The organism is Marinobacter gelidimuriae (assembly GCF_000372805.1).
Lineage (GTDB): Bacteria > Pseudomonadota > Gammaproteobacteria > Pseudomonadales > Oleiphilaceae > Marinobacter > Marinobacter gelidimuriae.
In genome coordinates, this window is the sequence record NZ_KB889875.1 from 48882 (window position 1) to 74755 (window position 25874).

The following is a 25874-nucleotide window of genomic DNA, read 5'->3' on the forward strand; positions in this document are numbered from 1 at the left end:
ATGTGAGGAGGGCGCTTTGAGCTTGCATCATTGGCGCTGGATTCCGAATGCCCTGACCTTTCTGCGTATTGCGTTGATTGCTCCGTTTGCTATGGAGTTGCACGCAGGCAGTTATCCCATGGCATTGATTATTTTTACTTTGGCAGCGGTGACTGATGGCGTGGACGGGTATCTGGCCCGCCGCTTTGACTGGCGCTCCCGCTTTGGCGCCATCGTCGATCCGCTAGCGGACAAAGCTTTGCTCATTACCGCCTATCTGATGTTGGCACTGGGCGGGGTATTTCCTTTGTGGCTGTTTTTGCTGGTGCTGGGGCGCGATCTGTTAATTGTTTGTGGCGCACTGATATTTCACTATGGAATCGGCAGATTCGAAATGGCTCCGAGCCTGTTGGGCAAATTCAACACCGCGATTCAGTTTTTTGCAGTGCTGGTGGCAATGCTATTGCAGGTCATCACCATGGTGCCGTCATGGATAAACTCGGCGCTCGTCTGGGCGGTTGCTGTATTCACAGTGCTTAGCGGTGCGCACTATCTGCTCGCTTGGAGCTTACGGGCATGGAGGGCCAGGTTGTCGTGACAAGTTCACAGCTCATTCTGGGTGTTAAATTGCGTGACGATGCCCGCTTCGACAACTTCCACGGCGAGCGCAATGCGGCCGTAGCCGAGCGTTTGCAACAGGCTTGTCAGCCTCCGGTGACGGTGCCAGTGGTGGTGTTGTGTGGCGATTCCGATACCGGCAAAAGCCACCTGTTACAGGCCCTGTGCCACTACGCTGAAAGCCAGTCGTTATCGGCGGTTTGTATCAGCATTACCGAGCTGGGGCCGTTTGGACCAGATGCGCTGACCGGGCTCGAGCAATTTAACCTGGTGTGCCTGGACGATCTGGACAGTGTCGTTGGTCAGACCGGCTGGGAAGAGGCCGTTTTTCATCTTTACAACCGCATGCTGGATGCCGGCCACCAGCTCGTTGTGAGCTTGTCGGATGTGCCTGCGTCCTTACCGTTCATTTTGCCCGACTTGTCTTCCCGTCTTAGCCACGGTTTGACTCTGCAGCTGGGTATTTACCGCGATTCAGATCGCAAGCGTATTCTGATGGCCCGCGCAGAGCAGCGGGGCCTGGTGATGGCTGACGATGTTGCCGGATTTATTCTGCGCCGCGCTCCGCGGCGCCTGGGTGAGTTGCTGGCCATTCTGGACTCGCTGGACGAAAATTCCTTGCAGGCCCAGCGCCGGCTGACCATTCCGTTTGTGAAAACCGTAATGAACTGGTAACTGCGGCCGCTATGAGCGAGCGCTAACACACAAGTAAGGAGACGAGCGATGAGACGGGTGGTATTCAATCAGAAAGGCGGTGTCGGCAAGTCCAGTATTACCTGCAACCTGGCCGCGATCAGTGCGGCCCGCGGCAAGCGCACTTTAGTGGTTGATCTGGACCCCCAGGGTAATTCAACCCATTACCTGATGGGTCGGCCTGCCACCGAGCTCGATAATAACGCGGCCGATTTACTTGAGCAGACCTTGTCGTTTACGGTGTTCAACCGACGCCCGGAAGAGTCGTTTGTGCACGCAACGCCTTTTGAGAACTTATGGGTGTTGCCTTCAAGTCCGGAGTTGGAATTTCTTGAATGCAAACTTGAAGCCAAGCACAAAATCTACAAATTGCGTGAAGCCCTGAAAAAGCTGGATCAACATTTCGACGACATTTACATCGATACCGCGCCGGCCCTGACGGCGCAAGAATGAGAGCCGCACCCGACAACCTTGGCCATACCTACCAAGTTGCCGACCGTCTGCTGGCTATTGAAATCCAGCTGCGTCAGATGAATTGTTGGCAAAGCGAGCCTCTGGCAGCAGAAAAGTACCTCAGCTGCGAGCCGTTTTGCCTGGATACAATGAGCTTTGAGCAGTGGCTGCAGTTTGTGCTTTTGGCGCGGCTGAAACAGCTGGTTGAAGATGATCAGCCGTTACCCACGGTCAGCGGCGTGGCGCCTATGGCAGAAGAGCACTATCGCTCCGGCCCCGGGCAGGCGTTGATTCGCGAACTGGCAGCCCTGGACGAACTGCTGGGTGCAAAGCCTGGCTGAGCGCTATCGCCAGGTCACGAAATGCGATGGCCGTTCAGGCGTCCAGGCGCATGGACAGGTCTACGGCCCGCAGGTTTTTTGTCAGCGTACCTAAAGAGACAAAGTCCACACCGGTTTCGGCGATGGCCACCAAGGTGTTGTCGTCAATACCGCCAGAGGCTTCAAGGCGCGCTTTGCCTGCAGTTTGTGCCACTGCTGCGCGCATATCCGCCAAGGAAAACTCGTCAAGCATGATGATGTCGGCACCGGCATCCAGCGCCTGTTGCAGTTCGTTCAGATTTTCGGTTTCCACTTCTACTGGTTTACCCGGCGCCAGTTCTCGCGCTGCACGCACTGCGGCCGCAATAGAGCCGCAGGCCGCAATGTGGTTTTCTTTGATCAGAAAAGCATCCCACAATCCCAAACGATGATTACTGAAGCCGCCACAGGTGACCGCGTATTTTTGCGCCAGGCGCAAGCCAGGCAGAGTTTTGCGGGTGTCCAGTAGTTGCGTACGGGTGTGGCTGATCAGCGCCGCGTAACGGGCGGCGTGGGTGGCGACTGCAGACAGGGTTTGAAGCCAGTTTAAAGCCGCACGCTCGGCGGTCAGCAGGCTGCGGGCCAGGCCGTTCATGCGGAACAGTAGCTGATCGGGTTCGACGCGCTGGCCGTCTTCCACCTGCCAGTCCAGAACAACTTCGCAATCAACCTGGCGAAATACTTCATCTACCCATTCGCGGCCGGCAATAACGGCGCGTTCGCGGGTAATCACGCGGCCGCTGGCGCGGGTGTCGGCGGCGATAAGTTGTGCAGTAATGTCACCGTCGCCAATGTCTTCGCGCAGACTGTGGGCAACCGTTTCAATTCTGGACTGGCGCAGAAGTTCGGCACTGATCATGGTGTGGTGTCCGTAACGGCAGAGAAGTTAGGTGCACGCGGCACAAATAGGCAGAAACGGAGTTTATCGCGCCCGCCGGCGTTCGCCAACTATGTTGTTCGAGTTTATTCTGGACGACTGCCATTTGCATTCAGTGATGAAAAGCCTGTTGCAGCGTGCCGTGGCACACGGTGACGCTTTGTGATTCAATCGGAGTTATTCCACTTCGTTGAATCAGGATTCGCCTTGCCTCAAACTCCCCACTCTGTGTTTACCCCAGCCTCTGAGATGGCAGCCACACTGCGCGCAAACGGCAGAATAGATGCAGCCCTCTGGCGACCGTCTCCTAATTTTGGTGCGCGGCCCGCGACCAGCGAGGTAAGCCTGATTGTTGTGCACTGCATCAGCTTGCCTCCAGGTCAGTTCGGGGGCCCTGAAATTGAAGATTTCTTCTGCAACCGGCTAGACATCAAGGCCCACCCGTATTTTCAGGCCATCGCCACAATGACTGTTTCAGCCCACCTGCTGATACGCCGTGATGGCACGATTATCCAGTTTGTCAGCCTGTTGGATCGTGCCTGGCACGCCGGCCGTTCCCGTTTTCGCGGCCAGGACGAGTGCAACGATTTTTCCATCGGCATTGAGCTTGAAGGCAGTGACGATGTGCCTTATACCGAGGGTCAATACCAGGCACTGTCCGCTGTTTGCCAGCAAATTATGGCGGCCTGGCCAGAAATTGGTGTTGACGCGATTGCGGGCCACAGCGACATTGCGCCGGGGCGAAAAACCGATCCCGGGCGGGCGTTTGACTGGTCGCGGCTGCATCAAAGCCTGGCAAAACCGACAAAGGACAGATTATGACCCTGCTTGTATTTGTGCTGGCCTACCTGCTGCGGCGACGGCTGGATAGTCGCGATCAGCTCGATGGCCATCAGCTATGGCGCAGCTGGTTTGAAGGTGTGGGGCAACGCCTGCCGCAAAGCTTTTCCCAAAGGACGAGTGCGTTGGCGCCGTTACTGGCGGTCGCTATTCCGACCGCCGTGGTGTGGCTGGCGCAGAGTTACTGGCAGCGCCACCACTGGCCCCTGGCGGGTTGGTTACTGGAATTGTTATTGCTTCTGCTGTTGCTGGGTATGCCAGGCTGGCGTCAGCTTCTGGCAAATTATGCCCGGGCATGGCGCCGCGGTGACATGCAGGCAGCCTGGCGCTATATCCAGCATCTGCTACCGGCGCATCAGCGCGGTGCAGCGCTATCGCCTGAAACCATGCAGCTGGCCCTCTCTGAAGCGCTAATGGCGCAGGTATTCTGGCGTTATTTTATGGTGCTGTTCTGGTTCGCGGTGGGCGGCATTTCTGCCGCGGTGCTGGCGAGCGGCCTGGTTGCATTAGGGCAGAGCTGGCCGCTAGCCGGACGTGAGCACTGTGAGCGTTGGCGCGAGTGGGGCGGTTGGTTGCCGGCGCGGCTGCTAGGGCTGACCTTTGGCCTGGCCGGTGATTTGGCCGGCTGGCTGCGGCAACGGCGCCAAGCCCGGGGCCACTGGCGATTGCCAGCAGCGGAGCTGCTGATGGCTACTGCCAATGGCGCTTTGACCGGTTATGCGCTGGACCCAGGCCGATTTGCCTCATTACACCCGCAAGACTGGCAGAGCTATGGCGAGCGCAGCCTGAACGCCATTCGCGACCTGCTTAACCGCAGTATGCTGGTATGGCTGTGTCTGCTGGCATTGATGGTGATTGCGGGCCTGGCCTAGCCGATTTAACCGATCTGGCCTGGCTGCGCGCCATGCCGAGTGCGTGGGTTATGTTGTCGGTCGGTACCGTCTCACCGAACCACGCCAGTTTTTTGTGCAGGCGCACCACGTTACCCACAATAATCAGCGCGGGCGCTGGCAGTTGTGCCTGTTCCTGTTTGGCGGCGATATCTGCCAAAGTGCCAATCAGCACTTTCTGATCGACTGCGGTACCGCGGGAGACAATGGCAATCGGTGTATCTGGCGCGCGGCCGTGGGCCATCAGGCCAGCACTGATTTGCGGCAGTGTGTGCAGCCCCATATAGAACACGACCGTTTGATTGGGCTGTATCAGTTCTTTGTAATCGAGGGCTTGTTGTCGGTTTTTTAACTGGCCGGTAACAAACTTGACTGACTGGGCATAGCCACGGTGGGTCAGTGGAATGCCGGCGTAGGTCGAACACGCGCTGGCGGCGGTAATGCCCGGTACCACCTGAAACGGTACGCCATGGGCTTTGAGCTCTTCCAGTTCTTCACCGCCGCGTCCGAAAATAAACGGATCACCGCCTTTAAGCCGCACCACCCGCCGCCCCAGTTTGGCGTGTTTCACCAGCAGGGCATTAATGTCGTCTTGGGGCACCGGGTGATGATCGCGACGCTTGCCCACGTAAATCAGGTCGGCGTCGCGCCGGCACAAATCCAGCACCTCTGGCGATACCAGATTGTCGTAAAACACCACGTCAGCCTGCTGCATCAGACGCAGCGCCTTAAACGTCAGCAGCTCCGGATCACCCGGGCCAGCACCGACCAGATACACCTCGCCGGTTTTATGGCCAGCGTCGCCCCGGTTGATGGCCGACACCAGCATGGATTCGGCTTCGTCATGGCGACCGGAAAACACCTTTTCGGCAATTTGTCCTTCCAGCACGTTTTCCCAGAATTGACGACGGTCATTCAGCGAATTGAAACGCGCTTTAACCCGATCGCGAAAGCGCCCGACCAGACTACCCAGGCTGCTGTAGCCTTTGGGGATCAGGGTTTCCAGGCGGGCCCTCAACAGCCGTGCCAGCACCGGCGACTGCCCGCCGGAGGTGATGCCAATCACAATGGGCGAGCGGTCGACTATGGCCGGAAATATGAAGCTGCACAGCTTGGGCGTGTCCACCACGTTGATGGGAATATTTCGCGCCACGGCCTCGGCGTGAACCTGAATGTGCAATTCGGCATCGTCGGTGGCGGCGACCACCAGGGTTTTCCCCGCCAGCAGGTCGCTGTGATAATCCCCCAAAATGACTTCATCTCGGTCATCGGTCAGCAGAGCCCGAAGTTCCTCATCGACGGCGTGGGAAACCACGGTCAGGCCAACACCTGCGCGTTTGAGCAGGCGAGCCTTGCGCAGGGCGATATCACCACCGCCCACCAGCAACACCTGGCGATCGTTCAAATTAAAAAACAGCGGTAAAAAATCCACGGCAGCCTCCCGGAGTGAGCAGTATCAGAGCTTAGTGTGTAACCCGCACTCGCGGGTTGCCAGAGCTTTGGTGGGATCGAAATAATCGTGTTCGTCGGGCAACTGGTGCGCGGCCAGGTAGGCATCCAGGTCGGCGCTGGTCAGATTGAATAAAGGTGCTACTTTCACAATGCCGCTTTTGCTGGTGGAGACGATGTCCAGCGATTGGCGAAAGTCGGTTTGGTCTTTGCGGATGGCGTTAAACCACACATCCGGCTGAATTTCTGCCAGGGCCCTGGCGAAGGGCTCCAGCTTCACTTGGCGGGTAAATTCTTCGTGCAGCGGCTGGTCAATCTCAGGTATGCCCTGCATCAGCACGTTGCGCCGGGCAGCCGTTTGCTGCGGTATAAACGTGATCACATTCAGCTTTAGCTGGGCAATCAGTTTTTCTGCAAAACGATAGGTGGCAGAGGTGTTGTAACCCGAATCGATCCATATCACCTGAATGTCCGGCCGGGCTTGAACCGCCATGTGCAGGATCACGGCTTCGTAAGGACCGAAGTTGGTCGTGACGACCGGATTGTGCGCCTGCGTTAAGGCCCACGTTATGATTTCCTGGGGCCGGTTGTTGGCAAGCTGTTGGTTGGCCGTAGCCACATCAAGCGTCATGGTGTCGATGTCCTTTGACTAAAAAAATCAGCGCTGTAAACAGCGACGAATAAAATGTTTGAAGGCGATCAAAGCCGTGTTTAGCGACGAAAAACCGGCCGCGGATCCGCCGTCGTACCCTGATAATTCACGCTAATCTCGGAAAATGCCTGAAGATGATCGGTTTGGAAACTCTCGTCATTGATGGCAAAGGCGTTGAATCCGGAGCTTTGCATTAGCGCCAGTCGATCGCGGGTAACATGGCCCAGAGCTCGAATTTGCCGATTAAAACCGCTACGCACCAACTGGCGGGCGATGCTGAATCCGCGGCCATCGCGAAACGTCGGGAATTCGATGGCAATCAGGTCGAGTTGGCTGTGGTCGGCGTAAAGCGCCGCCAGGTTATCATCACCATTCACAATCACGCCCAGCGGGCTGTTGCGCAGCTGTAGTGCCTCCCGGTTTTGCCGGTACCAAATGAGGGGCACAGCAACAGGCCCATTTTCGGGTAATGGTGATCCCTCGTCGAGAGCCGCCTGGTCCAGTAATTGCCAGGGGTCTTCGGTCACAATGCGCTGGTTAATGAGCAGTGGCATACACGCGTTCCTTAAAAGGTTTGATACCCACACGTAGCACTACCTGCGCAAACGATTCGTCTTCGCGGCGCTGGTCAACGTACACGGCCAGAATTTTTTCCACGGTGAGAGCAACGTCGCTCGCCGGTACCGACCTCCCCAGAATCTTGCCCAGGCGTGCGTCTTCTTTGGACGACCCACCGAGTGAAATCTGGTACCAGTCTTCGCCTTTTTTATCCACGCCCAGAATGCCGATGTCAGCGACGTGGTGGTGGGCACAAGCGTTGATGCAACCAGACATGTTTAGTCGAATTTCGCCCAGATCGTACAGATGATCCATATCGTCAAAATGCTCATTGATCTGGTCCGAAATGTTCAACGTGCGGGCGTTGGCCAGAGAGCAAAAATCAAACCCCGGGCACACAATCATGTCGGTCAGCGTGCCAATGTTGGAACGCGCCAGATTGTTCGCCGCCAGCGCCTGCCACACTGCGTAAAGGTCGCCCTCGCGCACATCGGTCAGCACCAAATTCTGGTGGTGGGTGGCGCGAGTTTCGCCAAAGCTGTAACGATCAGCCAGGTCTGCAACCGCATCCATCTGGCTGTCGGTGATGTCGCCAGGGGCTTCCAGATACGGTTTCAGCGAAACAATGGCAATGCGGTAACCGTCGACCCGGTGAGCCAGAGTGTTGTGGCGGTACCAGGCGTTGAACTCGATGTCGGTTGCCAGTGAATGACTTAAAGACGCATGGGCGTTGGCGCTGGCGGCGTTGGCATCGTAATCAGGTAGGGTGAAAAACGATTTGGCACGGGCAATTTCGGCATCGGTGAGTGTCAACTCGCCATCGCGGATGTGGGCCCATTCCTCCTCGACCAGGCGGCGGAATTCGTCGGGGCCCAGAGCTTCCACCAGAATCTTGATGCGCGCCTTATACTTGTTGTCGCGGCGGCCCTTGAGGTTGTACACCCGCAAGATGGCGTCCAGATACGACAACAGATGCTTTTTGGGCAGGAACTTACGAATACTCTTGCCGATGATGGGCGTGCGGCCCAGTCCTCCGCCGACCAGCACTTCAAAGCCTATTTCGCCATCGGCGTTTTGCGCCATTTGCAGGCCAATATCGTGCACCTGAGAGGCTGCGCGGTCTTCCGTTGCGCCGGTGACGGCAATTTTGAATTTCCGCGGCAGGTAAGCAAATTCTGGATGCAGGGTGGACCACTGGCGGATAATTTCGCAGTAGGGGCGCGGATCTTCAAGTTCGTTTGCCGCTACACCGGCGTAAGGATCGGTGGTGGTGTTACGAATGCAATTGCCCGAGGTTTGAATAGCGTGCATCTGCACCTGCGCCAGTTCCGCCAGAATATCTGGTACCGCAGCTAACTCTGGCCAGTTGAACTGAATGTTGGTGCGGGTGGTGAAGTGGCCATAGCCGCGGTCGTAAGTGCGGGCAACGTGGGCCAGCTTGCGCATCTGGGTTGATGATAACAGTCCGTAAGGGACAGCCACACGCAGCATGGGAGCCTGGCGCTGAATGTAAAGGCCGTTCATCAGCCGCAGCGCAGAAAACTCATCCTCCGCCAGTTCGCCGTTCAGAAACCGGCGGGTTTGGTCGCGAAATTGCTCCACCCGTTCGTCGACCAGTGTCTGGTCAATCTGGTTGTACTGATACATGACTGTTTCACCGACTTGTGTAAATTTCTGCCGTTATCATACGCAATGCTCTTTATTCTTTATAATGATATTTATTGATTTTGATATTCATATATCGAATATAAAGGGTTACGTCGGTGAGACTTTAATTATTCTAAAAAAGAATAAATAAACGTTTATTTATTCTTTTAAAATCTTATTTTCCTTTGTGATACTGCATGGCACATCCGGCCGGTGGTATCCGCCGGCCGTCTAAACCGTTGATTTATGCAGGCCGCCGTTAATGACTTCTTTGCCAGAACGCCGTCTTACCCACCTGAAGCAGCTGGAAGCTGAAAGCATCCAGATTATTCGTGAAGTCGCTGCGGAGTTCGACAATCCGGTGATGCTGTATTCGGTGGGAAAGGACTCGGCGGTCATGCTTCACCTTGCCCGCAAAGCGTTTTTCCCGGGCACCCCGCCGTTTCCACTATTGCACGTAGACACCACCTGGAAATTTCGTGAAATGATCGAATTTCGCGACCGCATGGCCGCGCAGTCGGGCATGGAGTTGCTGGTGCACATCAACCAGGAGGGCGTAGACATGGGGGTCGGGCCTTTCTCCCACGGTTCGGCCACGCATACCGACGTGATGAAAACCCAGGGCCTGAAGCAGGCGTTGAACAAGTATGGCTTTGATGCCGCTTTCGGCGGTGCCCGCCGTGATGAGGAAAAATCCCGCGCTAAAGAGCGAGTGTTCTCATTCCGCGACAAGCATCACCGCTGGGACCCGAAAAATCAGCGGCCGGAACTGTGGAATCTGTTCAATACCCGCATCAACAAGGGCGAAAGCATTCGCGTATTTCCGCTGTCTAATTGGACCGAACTGGATATCTGGCAATATATCTTTCTGGAAAGCATTCCGATTGTGCCTTTGTACTTCGCAGCCCCGCGGCCGGTGGTCACCCGCGATGGCATGATGATCATGGTGGACGACGAGCGCTTGCCTCTGAACCCGGGCGAAGAGCCGGAACTGCGTAAGGTAAGGTTCCGCACTCTGGGCTGTTACCCGTTAACCGGGGCGGTGGATTCCGAGGCAGATACGTTGCAGGAGATTATTCAGGAAATGTTGTTAACACGAACCTCCGAGCGCCAGGGGCGGGCGATAGATCGCGATGGAGCGGGCTCTATGGAAAAGAAAAAAATGGAAGGGTACTTTTAATGAGCCACCAGTCTGACCTGATTGCCGATGATATCGACGCCTACCTGCATCAGCACGAAAACAAGGAACTGCTGCGCTTTTTAACGTGCGGCAGCGTAGACGACGGCAAATCTACCCTGATTGGACGGCTGCTGCACGACTCCAAAATGATTTATGAAGACCAGCTGGAGGCGATCCACAACGACAACGCACGGATGGGTAATGCCGGCGACGAGCTGGATTTGGCGTTGCTGGTGGACGGCTTGCAGGCCGAGCGCGAGCAGGGCATCACCATTGATGTGGCCTATCGTTATTTCTCGACCGCGCGGCGTAAATTCATCATCGCCGACACCCCGGGCCACGAACAGTACACTCGCAATATGGCCACCGGCGCCTCCACCTGCGACCTGGCCATTATTTTGATCGACGCCCGCCACGGCGTGCAGGTACAAACCCGCCGCCACAGTTTCATTGTGTCGCTGCTGGGGCTGAAGCATACGGTAGTGGCCATCAACAAAATGGATCTGGTGGATTACAGCGAGGAACGCTACGAGCAGATCAAGGCTGATTATTTGGCGTTTGCCAGTCAGCTGGACTTGCCCGACATCCAGTTTGTGCCTTTGTCGGCGTTAAAAGGCGACAACGTGGTTAATCGTTCAGAGTTCATGCCTTGGTATCGGGGGCAAGCGTTGATGGAAACTCTGGAAAGTGTGGAGATTGTCCGCGACCAGAATTTCGACGCGCTTCGTTTTCCGGTGCAATACGTGAACCGCCCCAACCGGGACTTCCGCGGTTACTGCGGCACCCTGACCGCTGGCGTGGTTCGCCCGGGTGACGACGTAACGGTGTTGCCGTCCGGTAAGTCATCAAGGGTGAAATCCATTGTGACCTACGACGGCGAGCTGAGCGAAGCTTTCCCGCCCATGTCTGTAACTTTGACGCTTGAAGATCAGATTGATATTTCCCGTGGCGACATTCTGGTGCACAGCAAACAGATACCGCAGACGACGGACCGCTTTGATGCCACTTTGGTGTGGATGGCCGAACAAACGCTGGTGCAGGGTAAAACCTACGACATACAATTGCTCACCGGCCGCGTGGCTGGCGCTGTTACCGCCGTTCGCCACCAGATAGATGTGAACTCGCTGCAGCAGGCCGAGGCGAGTACTCTGGCGTTGAACGAAATCGGCCGTTGCGAACTGACATTGGAACAGCCGGTGGTGGCGGATAATTACAAGGAATTCCGCGGCACCGGTTCTTTTATTGTGGTGGATCGCTTAACTCACATCACAGTGGCAGCGGGTATGATTCTGCCTGGCTTACAGCAACAAGGCTACACGCTGCACCACAGCGCACAGGTGACCACAGCGCAAAAAGCCCGACGCTTTGGTCAGCAAGCCGCGGTGATATACATAAAAGGCGAGGCGGATGCCGCCCGCACGCTGGTTCATACCCTCGAAAAAGTGCTGTTTGACGACGGCCGCGCCGTCGCAACGCTGGAGCACAACAATCTGCAATACAGTGAAGGCTTCAAAGCATCGCTGGCTCTGGCACTTAAAGCCAACGGCCTGCTGGTGCTGACCGATACCGACACCGGCCACAGCGATCTGACTCTAATCCTGGCGGATTTGCCAGAGCAGGGCGGGCAAGTGGCCGCTGTATTGGAGCAGCTGCGCGAGCACAAAATCTTGTAAACGCGTTGCTGCTTCTACGATGCTATTTTTGAGGGGGCAGTTCATCGCGGCTGGCTTTCTTCTGCTCCCACAGAATTTCCTCCGCGCCCTCGCGCCGTGCCAGCACCCGAGAGGCTACAAACAGCAGGTCAGACAAGCGATTCAGGTACTGCCGCGCCAGCGGGTTGATAGAGTCTTCATGGCTGAGCGCCACTACAACACGTTCGGCACGGCGGCACACGGCGCGGGCCATGTGGCACTGAGCTGCGGCCGGGCTGCCACCGGGCAAAATAAAGTTCTTCAACGGTGGCAATGATTCGTTCCACTCATCCAACAAGCCTTCCAGCCAGCTGATGTGCTGCTCGCTGATCACAACGCTACCTGGAATCGCAAATTCACCACCCAGGTCAAACAGGTGATGCTGAATGCGGCGCATGGGTTCAAACAGCGCATCATCGCTGTCTAGCATCTCAACCAGCAGGCCCATGTGACAGTTCAGTTCATCCGCCGTACCCATCGCCTCAACGCGCTGGGCGCTCTTGGCAATGCGGTTACCATCGGCCAGACCGGTAGAACCATCGTCTCCGGTGCGGGTGTAGATTTTTGACAGGCGGTTGCCCATGGAATTCTCCTAGTTGATTTAAATGCCAGCCTGATTGGTTGAAAGGCTAAAGAGCTTGTACTCGCTGAACCAGCATTTGGTTTACCGGTGTGGCAATCCCGTGGCGCTGCCCGCACTGCACAAGGTAACCATTAATAAAATCGATCTCGGTTTTACGCCCTGCGTTTACATCCGCACGCATCGACGAGGTGTTACTGGCCGTGTTTTTGGCGATCGCCTCAATCCGCTCCCGCAGCGCTTGCGGGGTAGCACGCTCACCGGTATCGGTCTGCAGTAAAGCAGCGATTTCGGAGCATAGCCCGTCAATCGTCTGCCGATACAGCGGCGCATCCACTATGGCGCCATTCGGGCAGTCCAGCAGTGCGGTAAACGCATTAATGCCGGCGTTGACCACCAGCTTTTGCCACAGCCGCGGCATAATATTGTTTTCGGCATGCACCCGTAACCCGGATTGTGTTAACTGCTGAACCACGAATTCCGTACAGGCATATGCAGAGTCTGTAAGCGGGCCCACCCAGGTATCTCCGACTCCGGCATGCACCAACACATCCGGTTCTGGCCGGTTCGCACCCTCGGTGGTGCTGGCCGCCAAAATTGGCCGATCCGGCCAGCGCTCGGCCACTGCCTGCTGACGGCCCAAACCGTTCTGGAAAAGAACAACCGGCGTGTCTTCGGCAATATGCGGCAGCCAGCCCTCCATAGCTGAAAGCGTATCCCCGGCTTTGGTGGTAACAAGCAGTAAGCCGACATCGTCAGCGGACTCAATCCAGGGTAAACAGACACGGGTATGTTCGCTCCCAGAGCCTGGCGAAGCCGTCCGGAGGGCGCCCCCGAAACCTTGCGTAGCCATGGATGGCGAAGCAGAGCGTACAAGGACGTATTCACAGCGTGTTTCGGGGGCGCCCTCCGGACGGCTGATGCTCCCCCGATGATCGAGTTCGTTTTCAGGCACAGTATTAGCAGATTCGATAATCTGACGCCCACGATCCAACCGCGGCAAAAACCCACAACGAAAAGACGGCAAAAGGGCGGCCCATAGCCGCCCCATTGAACCCGCACCAAGAATGGCGATCTGCCCGCCATCCCCGAAACGCTTAACGTCCACAGTCACGTCTACATGACCTCAATGTCAGCACGCTGCTGCTGCAAACGCGCCAGATTGCTCTTAAACTCGGTCAACTTCTCCTGCTCCTTGGCAACAACCTCCGCCGGTGCCTTGGCGGTAAACTTCTCATTGCCCAGCTTGCCTTCCAGCCGGCCAATTTCCTTACCCAGACGCTCCAGCTCTTTATCCAGTCGCTTAAGCTCTGCATTCTTGTCAATCAGGCCGGCCATAGGCACCAGCACTTCCATATCGCCTACCAGTTGCGTGGCGCTCATGGGTGCCTTGTCGCCCTCAAACCACGCCAGACTTTCCAGCTTCGCCAACGAGCTTAAAAACTGGCGGTTCTCATTCATCCGGCGCTGGCCTTCCGCGCTGTCACCACGGAACAGCAGCGGAATCTTCTTCGCTGGAGAAATATTCATCTCGCCGCGAATATTGCGCACCGCCACAATCACGCCCTTTAGCCATTCAATATCCGCAACCGCCTGATCGTCTTGGCGGTTGCTATCAGCCTGCGGGAATGGCTGCAGCATAATGCTGTCACCGGATTTGCCGGCCAGCGGTGCAATGCGCTGCCAGATTTCCTCGGTGATGAACGGCATGATCGGGTGCGCCAGGCGCAAAACGGTTTCCAGCACGCGCACCAGTGTACGGCGGGTGCCACGCTTGGCTTCAGCACTGGCGCTGTCGTCACTCAGTGAAGGCTTGGACAGCTCCAGATACCAGTCGCAGTATTCGTTCCAGATAAACTCGTACAGCGCCTGTGAGGCCAGATCAAAGCGGTACTGGTCCAAATGGCGGGCCACATCCTGCTCGCACTGCTGCAAAGCGCTGATAATCCAGCGGTCGGCCAGCGACAGTTCTACCGGCTCGCCGTTCACGCCGCAGTCTTCACCCTCGGTGTTCATCAGTACGTAACGGGCGGCGTTCCACAGCTTGTTGCAGAAGTTGCGGTAGCCTTCCAGACGCTTCATGTCCCAGTTGATGTCACGGCCGGTGGTGGCCATGGCCGCCAGGGTGAAACGCAGGGCGTCGGTGCCGTGGGCCGAGATACCTTCAGGGAATTCCTTCTCGGTCTGCTTGGCAATTTTCTTCGCCAGCTTCGGCTGCATCAGGTTGCCGGTGCGTTTTTCCAGCAAGGGCGCCAGATCGATGCCGTCAATCATATCCAGCGGATCAATCACGTTGCCCTTGGATTTGGACATTTTTTCGCCGTTTTCGTCGCGGATCAGACCGGTAACGTAAACGGTTTTGAACGGAACCTGGGGTGTGCCGTCTTCATTTTTCATGAAGTGTGTGGTCATCATGATCATCCGCGCAACCCAGAAGAAAATGATGTCAAAGCCTGTCACCAGAACGTCTGTCGGATGAAAGGTCTTCAGCCGCTCGGTGATCTCCGGCCAGCCCAGAGTGCCAAATGTCCAAAGGGCAGAGCTGAACCAGGTGTCCAGAACGTCATCGTCCTGTTTTAGCGAAAAATCGGCTGCCAGACCGTGCTTCTGGCGCACATCGTCTTCACTGCGGCCCACGTAGATGTTGCCCTCGGCGTCGTACCAGGCCGGAATCCGGTGGCCCCACCACAGTTGGCGGGAAATACACCAATCTTGAATGTCGCGCATCCAGGAGAAGTACATGTTCTCGTATTGCTTGGGCACAAACTGGATGCGGCCTTCTTCAACCGCTTCAATGGCCGGCTTGGCCAGAGTTTTGGCATCGGCAAACCATTGATCCGTCAGCATCGGCTCGATGATCAGGCCGGAACGGTCCCCACGGGGCACGCTCAATACATGGTCTTCCACCAGCTGAACCAGACCTGCGGCGTCCATATCAGCCACAATCTGCTTGCGCGCGTCTTCCCGGGTTAGGCCGGCGTAGGCGGCGGGAAGGGAAGCGTCCAGATCGGTATTTTCAGTGCCGTCGCTGTTGAATATTTCGGCTTGCGGACGGACGCAGGCGTCCTGCGTCAGCACGTTCATCATTGGCAGATTATTGCGTTTGCCCACGGCGTAGTCGTTAAAATCGTGAGCCGGGGTAATCTTCACGCAGCCAGAGCCCTTTTCCGGGTCGGCGTGGTGGTCGGCAATTACCGGAATACGGCGATTCACCAGCGGCAGCATGACAAATTTGCCAATCAGGTGCTGATAGCGCTCGTCGTCCGGATGAACGGCTACGGCAGTGTCGCCCAGCATGGTTTCCGGGCGGGTGGTGGCAACAACCAGGTAATCTTTACCATCCTGCGTAGTGGCACCGTCAGCCAGCGGATAGCGCAGATGCCAGAAGTAACCTTTCTCTTCCTTGTTCTCTACTTCCAGATCGGAAATCGCGGTGTGCAGCTTCGGATCCCAGTTCACCAGGCGCTTGCCACGATATACCAGGCCGTCTTCGTACAGGCGGACAAACACTTCCTGCACGGCCTTGTAGAAGCCGTCGTCCATCGTGAAGCGCTCGGTGTCCCAATCCACCGAGTTACCCAGTCTGCGCATCTGGTCGGTAATGGTGCCGCCAGACTCTTCCTTCCATTCCCAGATACGCTTAATGAACTCTTCACGGCCCAGATCGTGGCGGGTTTTGCCTTCTTCCGCAGCCAGTTTGCGCTCAACGACCATCTGGGTGGCTATGCCTGCGTGGTCACTGCCTACCTGCCACAGGGCGTTGTGGCCTTGCATGCGCTTGTAGCGGGTGAGGGTGTCCATAATGGTGTGCTGGAAGGCATGCCCCATGTGCAGGCTGCCGGTCACATTCGGTGGCGGAATAACGATGCTGTAAGACTCGCCCTCGCTTCCCTCTAACGTTTCCGAATGGGGCCGGAAGTAGCCTTTAGATTCCCAGTTGTCGTACCACTGGCGCTCGATGTTTTCTGGCTGGTAGGTTTTTTCCATGGGTTTTTGCTGGTGACCGTATTGGTGAATTCGAGAGGAGATTTTAGTGGGATGATTATACATGGTCGCCCGTGGTCGGGCCATGGAGTGGGGGTTTCAGCTTAGCTTTGAGGCGTTTCCTGGCCATTTCATTTTTTTACACAGTTCACCCGTTTCCTCCCGGCTTTTACACTCTATTCCCCAGCTGATAGACCGATGCGACACTATGTGTCGCATATCCGTTTTAAGATGGATTCAGTAAAGGAGGCCCATATGAGCAAACGTAGGAAAGATGAAGCCTTGCCTGAAGTTCTCTGGATAGTGGCATACATCGATCACATGACTCCATCCGACAGCTTCGACAGCGAAGAAATGCCCCGAGAACAAGCCGAAGCACGCTACGCTGAATTAACTAAAAACGGCACGCGCAAAACTTTAAAAGACAAAAATGCTGCGAGTTATTATCAGCTGCGACAACAAAGGAGCGCCAAATGAATATGCCGCTTACCACCGAGCAAATCTCCAAAGCCTTGTTTGAAAGCGACCCAATGAACACCTGCTGCAAGGAAAATGACTGTTTCGACGAATATGACCTTATAGCCGCAGACGTAGCAGAGAGTCTTGAGGCCGGGGCAGCCCTGAACGACGCACTGGCCGAAGCCATCAACGAATGGTTTTACGACGGCGAAGAGCTGCCAAAAAGCGAGTCGATCGTTGAACCGACAATTGAGAGGCTACAGCAGGCGGACTCCCCATGATCGACAACTTTAGAGCAGACTTAGTTTTGAAGGTTAACGAATCGGAATGGTCTCGCGAAGCCATTCTCAAAAAAATGGGATATCACAAACCGTCAGCGACTAATCTCGAACGCCTGCAAAAGGTGTTGAGCAGCCCAACCTTAGGGCTGGACGTTGGCGGCTATGATCTGAGATACCAGAGCCATGAATTCGTTCACGAGCTGTGCCGGGCGCTAGAGTTGCCTTTGGCTGAATGCGACGCCAATATCGCTCGTATTAAACACCAGACCGACGATGACCGAGCTTCATTCAAGCCTTATCTGTGGGTAGATACCGATTTTAAACGTGAAAACCAGCGTGTGTTTGTGTTGGCGGCTCTTGAAAGCAGGCGTTATCTAGGGTTCCCTAGATGGCTTTTAAGGCTCACCCCGGAGCAGCAACTTGTTCAAGCGCAAGAGTTGGTACAGGAACATATGCAAGAAACGGAAGGTGAGTTGCTGATCTGGGGAACGATCAAGCGGTACTGGTTTTTTTATGCGCCCAATCGCAGTTATTGGCTGGCACCAGACGGCGAAATTATTGCCAAAAACGAGGGGGCAGTGAGTAATCAGGCGGCCAGTCCAATAATTGATGCCATGAACAAAGCCCTTTTATAAATGAAAAGTAAGCCTGAGCTGTCAGATCTTCGCTATTACCAATCTGGTCGGAGAACTGGCAGAGCTAACTAACAAAATGACACTTCATGGAGGAATGACTATGTATGATCTCATCGGCGATATTCACGGCTACGCCACAGAGCTGAAGGCGTTGCTCGCGAAAATGGATTACCAAGAAATTGATGGCGTATGGCAGCACCCTGAGCGCAGGGTGATCTTTCTGGGTGATTTTGTGGATCGTGGGCCAGAGCAGGTAGAAACCGTGAACATCGCCCACAATATGGTCAAAAACAAAAAAGCGTTGGCAGTGATGGGCAATCATGAGTTTAACGCCGTTGCCTGGGCCACTCCAGACCCGAAATATCCTGGTGAGTTTCTACGCTCCCATGACGACAAGAACCAGGATCAGCATCAAGCGTTTCTGGACCAAGTAGGTGAGGGCAGTGACCTGCACAAAAGTATGATTAGATGGTTTAAAACTCTGCCGGTATATCTCGACCTGCCCGAATTGCGAGTGGTGCACGCCTGCTGGCACCCAAAGTACCTGAAAACCGTTGGCTCGTTAACGGATTGCAAGAACCGACTTTTGCCCGAAGCGTGGGAAGCCAGCAGCCGCAAAGGCAGCGAAGCCTACGACACGATTGAAACCCTGCTTAAAGGCCTCGAAATCACCTTGCCACCGGGGCACTACTTTCTCGATAAAGAGAAAAATGAACGTACAAATGTACGCGCTCAATGGTGGCGAACAGAAAAACTGACCTACCGCGATCTTGCCATGGTGCCGGGTTCAGAAATTGAAAAGATTCCCCATACCCCGATTGAGGCACACATTCTTCCCGGTTATGACGGCGTCAAGCCGGTATTTGTTGGTCACTACTGGCTGAAAGGTGAGCCTGGTCCGTTGACTGATCACATTGCCTGTTTGGATTACAGCGTGGCGGGAAACAGTGACGGGAAGCTGTGTGCGTATCGTTTTAATAACGATTCTAAAATTGAGCCGAACAGATTTGTTTGGGTCAATCGTTATTAGCGCTGAGCAATTTCCGGGGAGCATCTCGTATAATTCCAAGTGGATTTCGAGCCGATAGCGACTTAAAACGTATTCAACAGGAAAGTAAAATGACGAGTACCCACCAACGCGCCGCCCTGCAACGCCAAATCTGGCAAATTGCCAATAATGTAAGAGGCTCAGTGGATGGCTGGGATTTTAAGCAGTACGTACTCGGCACCCTGTTTTACCGCTTTATCAGTGAAAACTTCGCCAGTTACATTGAAGCCGGTGACGACAGTATCCACTACGCAGAGCTGCCTGATAGCGTCATCACCAACGACATCAAAGACGACGCGATTAAAACTAAGGGCTATTTTATTTACCCAAGTGAGCTGTTTGCCAACATCGCCAAGGGTGCGAATAACAACGAGAGCCTAAACACCGACCTTGCTGCCATTTTTGCCGCCATTGAAAGTTCTGCCAATGGCTACCCCTCTGAGCCGGACATCAAAGGCCTGTTTGCCGACTTTGACACCACCAGCAACCGCCTCGGTAATACGGTAAAAGACAAAAACTCCCGTTTGGCTGCTGTACTCAAGGGCGTAGCCGGGCTTGATTTTGGTGACTTTGAAGGCAGTCACATCGACTTGTTTGGCGATGCTTACGAATTCCTGATCTCCAACTATGCCGCCAATGCCGGTAAATCTGGCGGCGAGTTTTTCACCCCACAGCATGTGTCTAGGTTGATTGCCCAGCTCGCCATGCACAAGCAAACCAGCGTCAATAAAATTTATGACCCCGCGTGCGGTTCGGGTTCCTTGCTGCTGCAAGCCAAAAAGCACTTCGATGCCCATATTATTAAAGACGGCTTTTGGGGGCAGGAGATCAACCACACCACCTACAACCTTGCCCGTATGAACATGTTTTTGCATAACATCAACTACGACAAGTTTAACATGCAGCTGGGCAATACCCTGACCAGCCCGCACTTTGCCGATGACAAACCCTTTGATGCCATCGTCTCTAACCCGCCTTACTCGGTAAAGTGGATAGGCTCAGACGACCCTACGCTGATCAACGACGACCGCTTTGCCCCAGCGGGTGTGCTTGCGCCCAAATCCAAGGCCGACTTTGCCTTTGTGCTACACGCACTCAGCTACCTTTCCAGCAAAGGCCGCGCTGCCATTGTTTGCTTTCCCGGCATTTTTTACCGAGGCGGTGCAGAGAAGAAAATCCGCCAATACTTAATTGATAACAACTATGTCGAAACGGTGATTTCCCTCGCACCCAACCTGTTTTTTGGCACCACCATTGCGGTGACCATACTGGTGCTGTCCAAACACAAAACCGATACAACTACTCAGTTTATCGATGCCAGCGGCCTGTTTAAAAAAGAAACCAACACCAACACCCTTACCGATGACCACATCAAACAGATTATGCAGGTGTTCGATAGCAAAGCGAATACTGAACACTTCGCTAGATCAGTGCCTTTTGAAGAAGTCGCCGCCAACGACTACAATCTGTCGGTGAGCAGTTATGTTGAAACCAAAGACAATCGTGAAGTAGTGGATATTACCCAACTCAATGCCGAGTTAAAAACTACCCTCGCCAAAATCAATCAGCTGCGTGCGGATATTGATGCCATCGTTGCCGAGGTAGAAGGCGATGAGGTTGAGGAATGAGCAGTATGAGTTATATGGAAAAACTGCTGGATGGGATTGAGGTTGAGTGGAAGGCGTTGGGGGCTGTTACGAGAATCAAAACAGGCCAATCAGTAAATAAGCAAATGATTTCAGACAACCCTGGTGAGTATCCAGTAATTAACAGTGGGCGCGAACCGCTTGGTTTTATCAACGAGTGGAATACTGATAGTGACCCGATTGGTGTAACAACACGAGGAGCAGGAGTCGGGTCAATCACGTGGCAAGAAGGTAAATACTTCCGCGGAAACTTGAATTATTCAATAACGATCAATCGCAATCAAAAAATTAGCATCAGATATCTGTATCATCTATTGCTCGAAATGCAGTCAGAAATACGAGCATTATGTACATTTGATGGCATTCCGGCTTTAAATGCTGGCAACCTAAAGGAACTGCTAATCCCTATCCCATGCCCTGAAAACCCAGAAAAATCACTGGAAATCCAAGCCGAAATAGTCCGCATTTTGGACACTTTCACCGAGCTGACCACCGAGCTGACCACCGAGCTGACCGCCCGCAAAAAACAATACCGCTACTACCGCGACCAGTTGTTGAATTTTGAAGAAGGCGAAGTGGAACGGAAGACTTTGGGGGAGGTATTTTATATTTTAGCTGGTGGTGATGCACCTAAAGCTGCATTGTCAGATATAGAAACTGAAGAGTTTAATGTCCCTATCCTATCTAATGGCATAGGTGATAGATCTTTATACGGGTGGACTAACAAAGCTAAAATTGAAAAGCCGAGTCTCACGATATCTGCAAGAGGCACTATAGGATGGACTAGCTTTCGAGATAAACCATTCTTCCCTATAGTTCGTTTACTTGTACTAACACAGAAAGTTGAATTAAATATAAAGTATGCGTATTACTTTATGAAAAGTATCGAAGATGATTATAATGTGCCTCAAAATGGTATTCCTCAACTTACCAAACCAATGGTAACGGATATAGGTTTTCCCATCCCAGACCTCGCCGAACAAGACCGCATCGTCGCCATCTTGGACAAATTCGACGCGCTGACTAACTCCATCAGCGAGGGCTTGCCCCGCGAAATTCAACTGCGCCAAAAACAATATGAATACTATCGCGATCTGCTGTTGAGCTTTCCCAAGCCTGAAGCCGGAACCGCTGTTAATACATAAGGAAGGAACCCTATGACCAAGCACCTAAGCCTGCAAGACCAAACCACGGAGTTTTTGCTATACACCGCACCCAGCGGCGAAATAAAGGTGGAAGTGCTGCTGAGTAATGAGACTATTTGGCTAACGCAGGAGCGCATGGCCGAGCTGTTTGGCGTACAGCGCCCTGCTATCACCAAGCACTTAAAGAAACTATTTGAGAGCGAAGAATTAGATCAGCAAGTGGTATGTTCCATTTTGGAACATACCACAGAGCACGGCGCTATCGCGGGCAAAACCCAAACCAATAAGGTCAAATACTACAACCTTGACGCGGTTATTTCTGTTGGCTATCGGGTGAATTCTGCTCAAGCCACTCAGTTCCGGATATGGGCAACTCAACTGATTAAAGAATACATCATCAAGGGCTTTGCCATGGATGATGAGCGCTTAAAAAATGGCTCATTTTTTGGTAAAGACTACTTTAAAGAGTTGCTGGAGCGGGTACGCTCAATCCGCGCCAGCGAGCGTCGCGTCTATCAACAGATTACCGACATTTTTGCCGAGTGCAGCATTGATTACGACTCAAAATCAGAAACCACTCGATTGTTTTACGCCCACGTGCAAGACAAGTTTCATTTTGCTATTACCGGCCACACGGCGGCGGAAATAATCTCGCTGAATGCTGATGCCACTACGCCGTTTATGGGTATGACCAGCTATAAAAACGCCCCGGCAGGCCGCGTATTAAAATCAGACACTGTTGTTGCGAAAAACTATTTGAGTGAAAGCGATATTAGAAAATTGGAGCGCACGGTATCGTCGTTTTTTGATTACATCGAAGGCATTATTGAGCGCCGCAACACCTTTACCATGGAAGCCTTTGCCGAGAGCGTTAATAAGTTTTTAGCCTTCAATGAATATCAAGTATTGGAAGGTTATGGTCGCGTATCGCGCAAAGTTGCTGAGCAAAAGGCTTCCCTGGAATACGAGCAATTTAACAAGCAACAAAAAATCGAATCAGATTTTGACCGAACAGTGCAAAAGCTACGGCAAAAAAAGGACGCAGAGAAATGACTACCTACACCCCCATAGCCGAATCGAAGCACTTTATTGTTCTCGATAAATACACCAAGGCATGGCCAATGGCTGACAGCTACCAAAGCGAAGATGCTTTAGAGCGTGAGCTTGTTCAAGACTTGCAAAACCAGGGTTATGAATTTGTCCCTGGTTTGAGCACGCCTGAGAAGATGCTGGCTAACGTGCGTGTGCAGTTGCAAACTTTGAATAATGTGCAGTTTGCAGAGGGTGAGTGGTTACGCTTTGTAGAAACTTATTTGGATCGACCCAGCGACGGCATTACCGATAAGGCCCGCAAAATTCATGATGATTATATCCATGATTTTGTGTTTGACGATGGCCGTATTCAAAATATTTACCTGCTCGATAAAAACAATATTGCCCGTAACAAGGTGCAAGTCATTAAGCAGTTTGAACAAACCGGAAGCTACGCGAACCGTTACGATGTCACTATTTTGGTGAATGGCTTGCCGCTGGTGCAAGTTGAACTAAAAAAACGCGGTGTGGCGATTCGCGAGGCGTTTAATCAAGTACACCGCTACAGCAAGGAGAGCTTCAACACAGATAACTCTTTGTATAAATATTTGCAGTTATTTGTGATTTCCAACGGTACCGACACCCGCTATTTTGCTAATACCGTGAAGCGCAATATTAACAGTTTCGATTTCACCATGAACTGGGCGAAGGCCGATAACGGGCTGATCAAAGACTTAAAGGACTTTACCACTACCTTCTTCCAGAAGAATACCCTGCTTAATGTGCTGCTGCATTTTTCGGTGTTTGATGTGAGCAATACTTTGCTGGTGATGCGCCCGTACCAGATCGCTGCTACTGAGCGAATTTTGTGGAAAATTAAAAGTGCTTATCAGTCAAAAAACTGGAGCAACACAGAAAGCGGTGGTTTTATTTGGCATACCACCGGCTCTGGTAAAACCTTAACCAGTTTTAAAGCGGCGCGTCTGGCCACCGAGTTGGAGTTTATCGACAAGGTGTTTTTTGTGGTCGATCGAAAAGACCTCGATTACCAAACCATGAAAGAATACCAGCGCTTTTCACCCGATAGTGTCAACGGTTCTGACAGCACCGCGGGGCTAAAGCGCAATCTGGATAAAGACGACAATAAAATCATTGTCACCACCATCCAAAAGCTCAACAATCTGATAAAGGGAGAAGGCGATCTAGCCATTTACCACAAGCAAGTGGTATTTATTTTTGATGAATGCCACCGCAGCCAGTTTGGTGAAGCGCAGAAAAATTTGCAGCGAAAGTTTAAGCGCTATTATCAGTTTGGCTTCACGGGTACGCCGATCTTTCCACAAAATGCCCTGGGTGCTGAAACCACCGCCAGCGTGTTTGGCCGTGAGATGCACTCTTACGTGATTACTGATGCTATTCGTGATGAAAAGGTGTTGAAGTTTAAGGTCGATTACAATGATGTGCGCCCGCAGTTTAAAGTGTTTGAAGCTGAGCAAGACGAGAAAAAGCTGACGGCGGCGGAAAACAAGCACGCCTTATTGCACCCAGACCGTATTCGGGAAATTTCGCGGTATATTCTAAATAATTATCGTCAAAAAACCCATCGCAAACAAGCGGGTAGCAACGGCTTTAATGCCATGTTTGCCGTCAGCAGTGTTGATGCTGCCAAGCTGTATTATGAAACGCTGAGCCAATTGCAGGCCGATCCTTTATATCAAGAAAAGAATAAGCCACTGAAAATTGCCACCATCTTCTCGTTTGCCGCCAATGAAGAGCAAAATGCTGTGGGCGACATTCCGGACGAAAGTTTTGACGTGTCGGCCATGAACAGCAGCGCCAAGGAGTTTTTAAGCGCCGCGATTTCCGACTACAATGTCCTTTTTAAAACCAACTTCGGTGTAGATAGCAACGGATTTCAAAACTATTACCGTGACTTGGCCAAGCGCGTTAAATCTAAGGAAGTTGACCTGCTGATTGTGGTCGGCATGTTTTTAACCGGCTTTAATGCCCCCATGCTGAACACCCTTTTTGTGGATAAAAACCTGCGTTATCACGGTTTAATGCAGGCCTATTCGCGCACCAACCGTATTTATGATGCCACCAAGACCTTCGGCAATATCGTGACTTTTCGGGATTTGGAAAAAGCGACGATTGACTCCATTACCCTGTTCGGTGTTAAAAACACCAAAGATGTGGTGCTTGAAAAAAGTTACAGAGAATACATGGATGGCTTTACCGATGTTGTCACGGGTGAAGCGCGGCGTGGTTTTATGGATGTGGTCTCGGAATTGGAACAACGCTTTCCTGACCCGGATAAGATTGTTTTAGAAAAAGACAAGAAAGACTTTGCTAAAGTATTTGGCGAGTACTTGCGCGCAGAGAATATCCTGCAAAACTACGACGAGTTTGCCAGCCTGAAGGCCTTGCAAAACGTTGATGTAAGCGACCAAGAGGCAGCTGAAGTCTTCAAGGCTGAGCACTACTTAGGTGATGAAGATTTAGCGACGTTACAAACTATCAGAATGCCAGCTGAACGAAAGGTTCAGGATTATCGTTCAACCTATAATGACATTCGGGATTGGTTGCGCCGCGAAAAATCAGCTGAAAACCAGGCTCAATCTAACCTTGATTGGGACGATGTGGTATTTGAAGTGGACTTGCTTAAGTCGCAAGAAATTAACCTTGATTATATACTCGAGCTAATTTTCGAGCAAAACAAAAAGAAAAAAACCAAGAGTGAATTAATCGAAGAAGTGCGCCGGTTGATTCGTGCGAGCCTGGATAATCGAGCGAAAGAAATCCTGATTGTCGACTTTATCAACCAGACCGACCTCGACGATATTGGCGATAAGGCCACTATTATTGACGAGTTCTTTAAATTTGCACAGGCAGAGCAGAGCCGTGAGGCAGAAGAGCTGATTCGTTCAGAGGGCTTGAATGAAGACGCGGCTAAGCGCTATATCACCGCCTCTCTGAAACGAGAATATGCCAGCGAGAACGGCACAGAGTTAAACTCAACATTGCCTAAAATGAGCCCGCTGAATCCACAGTACAAAACCAAGAAGCAGAGCGTTTTTCAAAAATTCGCTGCGTTCGTTGAGAAATTTAAAGGCGTGGGTGGGCAGATTTAGGCGTGCCTGTAGGCGAATCAATGGATAGTAGGAGTGTGCGTAACCAA

22 protein-coding genes and 2 pseudogenes are annotated in these 25874 nt (G+C 53.0%); 16 read left to right on the forward strand and 8 right to left on the reverse strand.

Going from position 1 to position 25874, the window contains the following annotated elements; translation table 11 throughout:
* Nucleotides 1–16: 16 nt before the first annotated feature.
* The 4 genes and pseudogenes from A3OI_RS0106475 to A3OI_RS0106490 all read left to right on the forward strand — a co-directional run bounded on the left by A3OI_RS0106475 (nt 17) and on the right by A3OI_RS0106490 (nt 2084).
* Nucleotides 17–577, forward strand: a complete 561-nt coding sequence (locus A3OI_RS0106475) for a CDP-alcohol phosphatidyltransferase family protein (protein ID WP_018403489.1) — start codon at nt 17–19, stop codon at nt 575–577.
* Nucleotides 556–1272 (forward strand): DnaA regulatory inactivator Hda, encoded by a 717-nt coding sequence (gene hda, locus A3OI_RS0106480; protein ID WP_018403490.1) that lies wholly within the window; start codon nt 556–558, stop codon nt 1270–1272. The genes A3OI_RS0106475 and hda overlap by 22 nt, the downstream gene beginning before the upstream one ends.
* A gap of 48 nt (nt 1273–1320) precedes the next feature.
* Nucleotides 1321–1728 (forward strand): annotated as a pseudogene (locus tag A3OI_RS19505) (ParA family protein); the annotation flags it as partial.
* A gap of 11 nt (nt 1729–1739) precedes the next feature.
* Complete coding sequence (locus A3OI_RS0106490; RefSeq protein WP_018403492.1) at nt 1740–2084, forward strand: YqcC family protein; 345 nt, start codon at nt 1740–1742, stop codon at nt 2082–2084.
* Between the two features lie 34 nt (nt 2085–2118).
* On the opposite strand, the gene nadC is transcribed toward A3OI_RS0106490, so the two are convergent.
* Complete coding sequence (nadC, locus tag A3OI_RS0106495; protein WP_018403493.1) at nt 2119–2961, reverse strand: carboxylating nicotinate-nucleotide diphosphorylase; 843 nt, start codon at nt 2959–2961, stop codon at nt 2119–2121.
* Between the two features lie 267 nt (nt 2962–3228).
* Between nadC and ampD the strand changes: the two genes are divergently transcribed.
* Both ampD and ampE read left to right on the forward strand, forming a co-directional pair.
* The gene (ampD, locus tag A3OI_RS0106505; RefSeq protein ID WP_051078074.1) at nt 3229–3801 is read left to right on the forward strand and encodes a 1,6-anhydro-N-acetylmuramyl-L-alanine amidase AmpD; all 573 of its coding nucleotides are present in this window, start codon (nt 3229–3231) and stop codon (nt 3799–3801) included.
* Nucleotides 3798–4691: a regulatory signaling modulator protein AmpE gene (gene ampE / locus A3OI_RS0106510; protein ID WP_018403496.1), complete on the forward strand. Its 894-nt coding sequence runs from the start codon at nt 3798–3800 to the stop codon at nt 4689–4691. Before ampD ends, ampE begins: the two co-directional genes overlap by 4 nt.
* Here ampE and cysG read toward each other — a convergent pair.
* The 4 genes from cysG to A3OI_RS0106530 form a co-directional block, all read right to left on the reverse strand.
* A complete protein-coding gene (gene cysG / locus A3OI_RS0106515; protein ID WP_018403497.1) occupies nt 4627–6141 on the reverse strand; it encodes a siroheme synthase CysG in 1515 nt (504 codons plus the stop codon). The two genes, ampE and cysG, sit on opposite strands and share 65 nt — an antisense overlap.
* A gap of 24 nt (nt 6142–6165) precedes the next feature.
* Nucleotides 6166–6789 (reverse strand): phosphoadenosine phosphosulfate reductase domain-containing protein, encoded by a 624-nt coding sequence (locus tag A3OI_RS0106520; protein ID WP_018403498.1) that lies wholly within the window; start codon nt 6787–6789, stop codon nt 6166–6168.
* An 80-nt stretch (nt 6790–6869) separates the two neighbouring features.
* Nucleotides 6870–7364, reverse strand: a complete 495-nt coding sequence (locus tag A3OI_RS0106525; protein WP_018403499.1) for a DUF934 domain-containing protein — start codon at nt 7362–7364, stop codon at nt 6870–6872.
* Entirely contained in the window at nt 7348–9015 is a 1668-nt protein-coding gene (locus A3OI_RS0106530; RefSeq protein WP_018403500.1) for a nitrite/sulfite reductase, read from the reverse strand. The genes A3OI_RS0106525 and A3OI_RS0106530 overlap by 17 nt, the downstream gene beginning before the upstream one ends.
* A 262-nt stretch (nt 9016–9277) precedes the next feature.
* On the opposite strand from A3OI_RS0106530, the gene cysD reads away from it, so the two are divergent.
* Both cysD and cysN read left to right on the forward strand, forming a co-directional pair.
* Nucleotides 9278–10195, forward strand: coding sequence for a sulfate adenylyltransferase subunit CysD (cysD, locus tag A3OI_RS0106535; RefSeq protein ID WP_018403501.1), 918 nt, complete (start codon nt 9278–9280; stop codon nt 10193–10195).
* Nucleotides 10195–11694: pseudogene (gene cysN, locus A3OI_RS0106540) on the forward strand (sulfate adenylyltransferase subunit CysN); the annotation flags it as partial. The gene cysD and the pseudogene cysN, both read left to right, overlap by 1 nt.
* Before the next feature lie 196 nt (nt 11695–11890).
* Here cysN and A3OI_RS0106545 read toward each other — a convergent pair.
* The 3 genes from A3OI_RS0106545 to A3OI_RS0106555 are packed head-to-tail and all read right to left on the reverse strand — an operon-like array spanning nt 11891 to nt 16453.
* Nucleotides 11891–12469, reverse strand: coding sequence for a cob(I)yrinic acid a,c-diamide adenosyltransferase (locus A3OI_RS0106545; protein WP_018403503.1), 579 nt, complete (start codon nt 12467–12469; stop codon nt 11891–11893).
* 46 nt (nt 12470–12515) lie between these two features.
* Complete coding sequence (locus A3OI_RS19510; RefSeq protein ID WP_228702913.1) at nt 12516–13580, reverse strand: ketopantoate reductase family protein; 1065 nt, start codon at nt 13578–13580, stop codon at nt 12516–12518.
* A gap of 2 nt (nt 13581–13582) precedes the next feature.
* Complete coding sequence (locus A3OI_RS0106555; protein ID WP_018403505.1) at nt 13583–16453, reverse strand: valine--tRNA ligase; 2871 nt, start codon at nt 16451–16453, stop codon at nt 13583–13585.
* 252 nt (nt 16454–16705) lie between these two features.
* Between A3OI_RS0106555 and A3OI_RS0106560 the strand changes: the two genes are divergently transcribed.
* From A3OI_RS0106560 to A3OI_RS0106595, 8 genes are all read left to right on the forward strand, one after another.
* A complete protein-coding gene (locus A3OI_RS0106560) occupies nt 16706–16927 on the forward strand; it encodes a hypothetical protein (RefSeq protein ID WP_018403506.1) in 222 nt (73 codons plus the stop codon).
* The gene (locus A3OI_RS0106565; protein WP_018403507.1) at nt 16924–17190 is read left to right on the forward strand and encodes a hypothetical protein; all 267 of its coding nucleotides are present in this window, start codon (nt 16924–16926) and stop codon (nt 17188–17190) included. Before A3OI_RS0106560 ends, A3OI_RS0106565 begins: the two co-directional genes overlap by 4 nt.
* Nucleotides 17187–17825 (forward strand): hypothetical protein, encoded by a 639-nt coding sequence (locus A3OI_RS0106570; RefSeq protein ID WP_018403508.1) that lies wholly within the window; start codon nt 17187–17189, stop codon nt 17823–17825. Before A3OI_RS0106565 ends, A3OI_RS0106570 begins: the two co-directional genes overlap by 4 nt.
* Nucleotides 17826–17925: 100 nt before the next feature.
* On the forward strand, nt 17926–18855 hold the full coding sequence (locus tag A3OI_RS0106575) for a metallophosphoesterase (RefSeq protein ID WP_018403509.1): 930 nt from the start codon (nt 17926–17928) through the stop codon (nt 18853–18855).
* An 89-nt stretch (nt 18856–18944) separates the two neighbouring features.
* Nucleotides 18945–20501 carry a type I restriction-modification system subunit M gene (locus A3OI_RS0106580; protein ID WP_018403510.1) on the forward strand — a complete coding sequence of 519 codons (1557 nt, stop codon included), beginning with the start codon at nt 18945–18947 and terminating at the stop codon, nt 20499–20501.
* Nucleotides 20498–21664 carry a restriction endonuclease subunit S gene (locus A3OI_RS0106585; RefSeq protein ID WP_018403511.1) on the forward strand — a complete coding sequence of 389 codons (1167 nt, stop codon included), beginning with the start codon at nt 20498–20500 and terminating at the stop codon, nt 21662–21664. Before A3OI_RS0106580 ends, A3OI_RS0106585 begins: the two co-directional genes overlap by 4 nt.
* A 54-nt stretch (nt 21665–21718) precedes the next feature.
* Entirely contained in the window at nt 21719–22717 is a 999-nt protein-coding gene (locus A3OI_RS0106590) for a virulence RhuM family protein (protein WP_218185819.1), read from the forward strand.
* Entirely contained in the window at nt 22714–25827 is a 3114-nt protein-coding gene (locus tag A3OI_RS0106595) for a type I restriction endonuclease subunit R (RefSeq protein ID WP_018403513.1), read from the forward strand. The genes A3OI_RS0106590 and A3OI_RS0106595 overlap by 4 nt, the downstream gene beginning before the upstream one ends.
* Nucleotides 25828–25874: the final 47 nt, after the last annotated feature.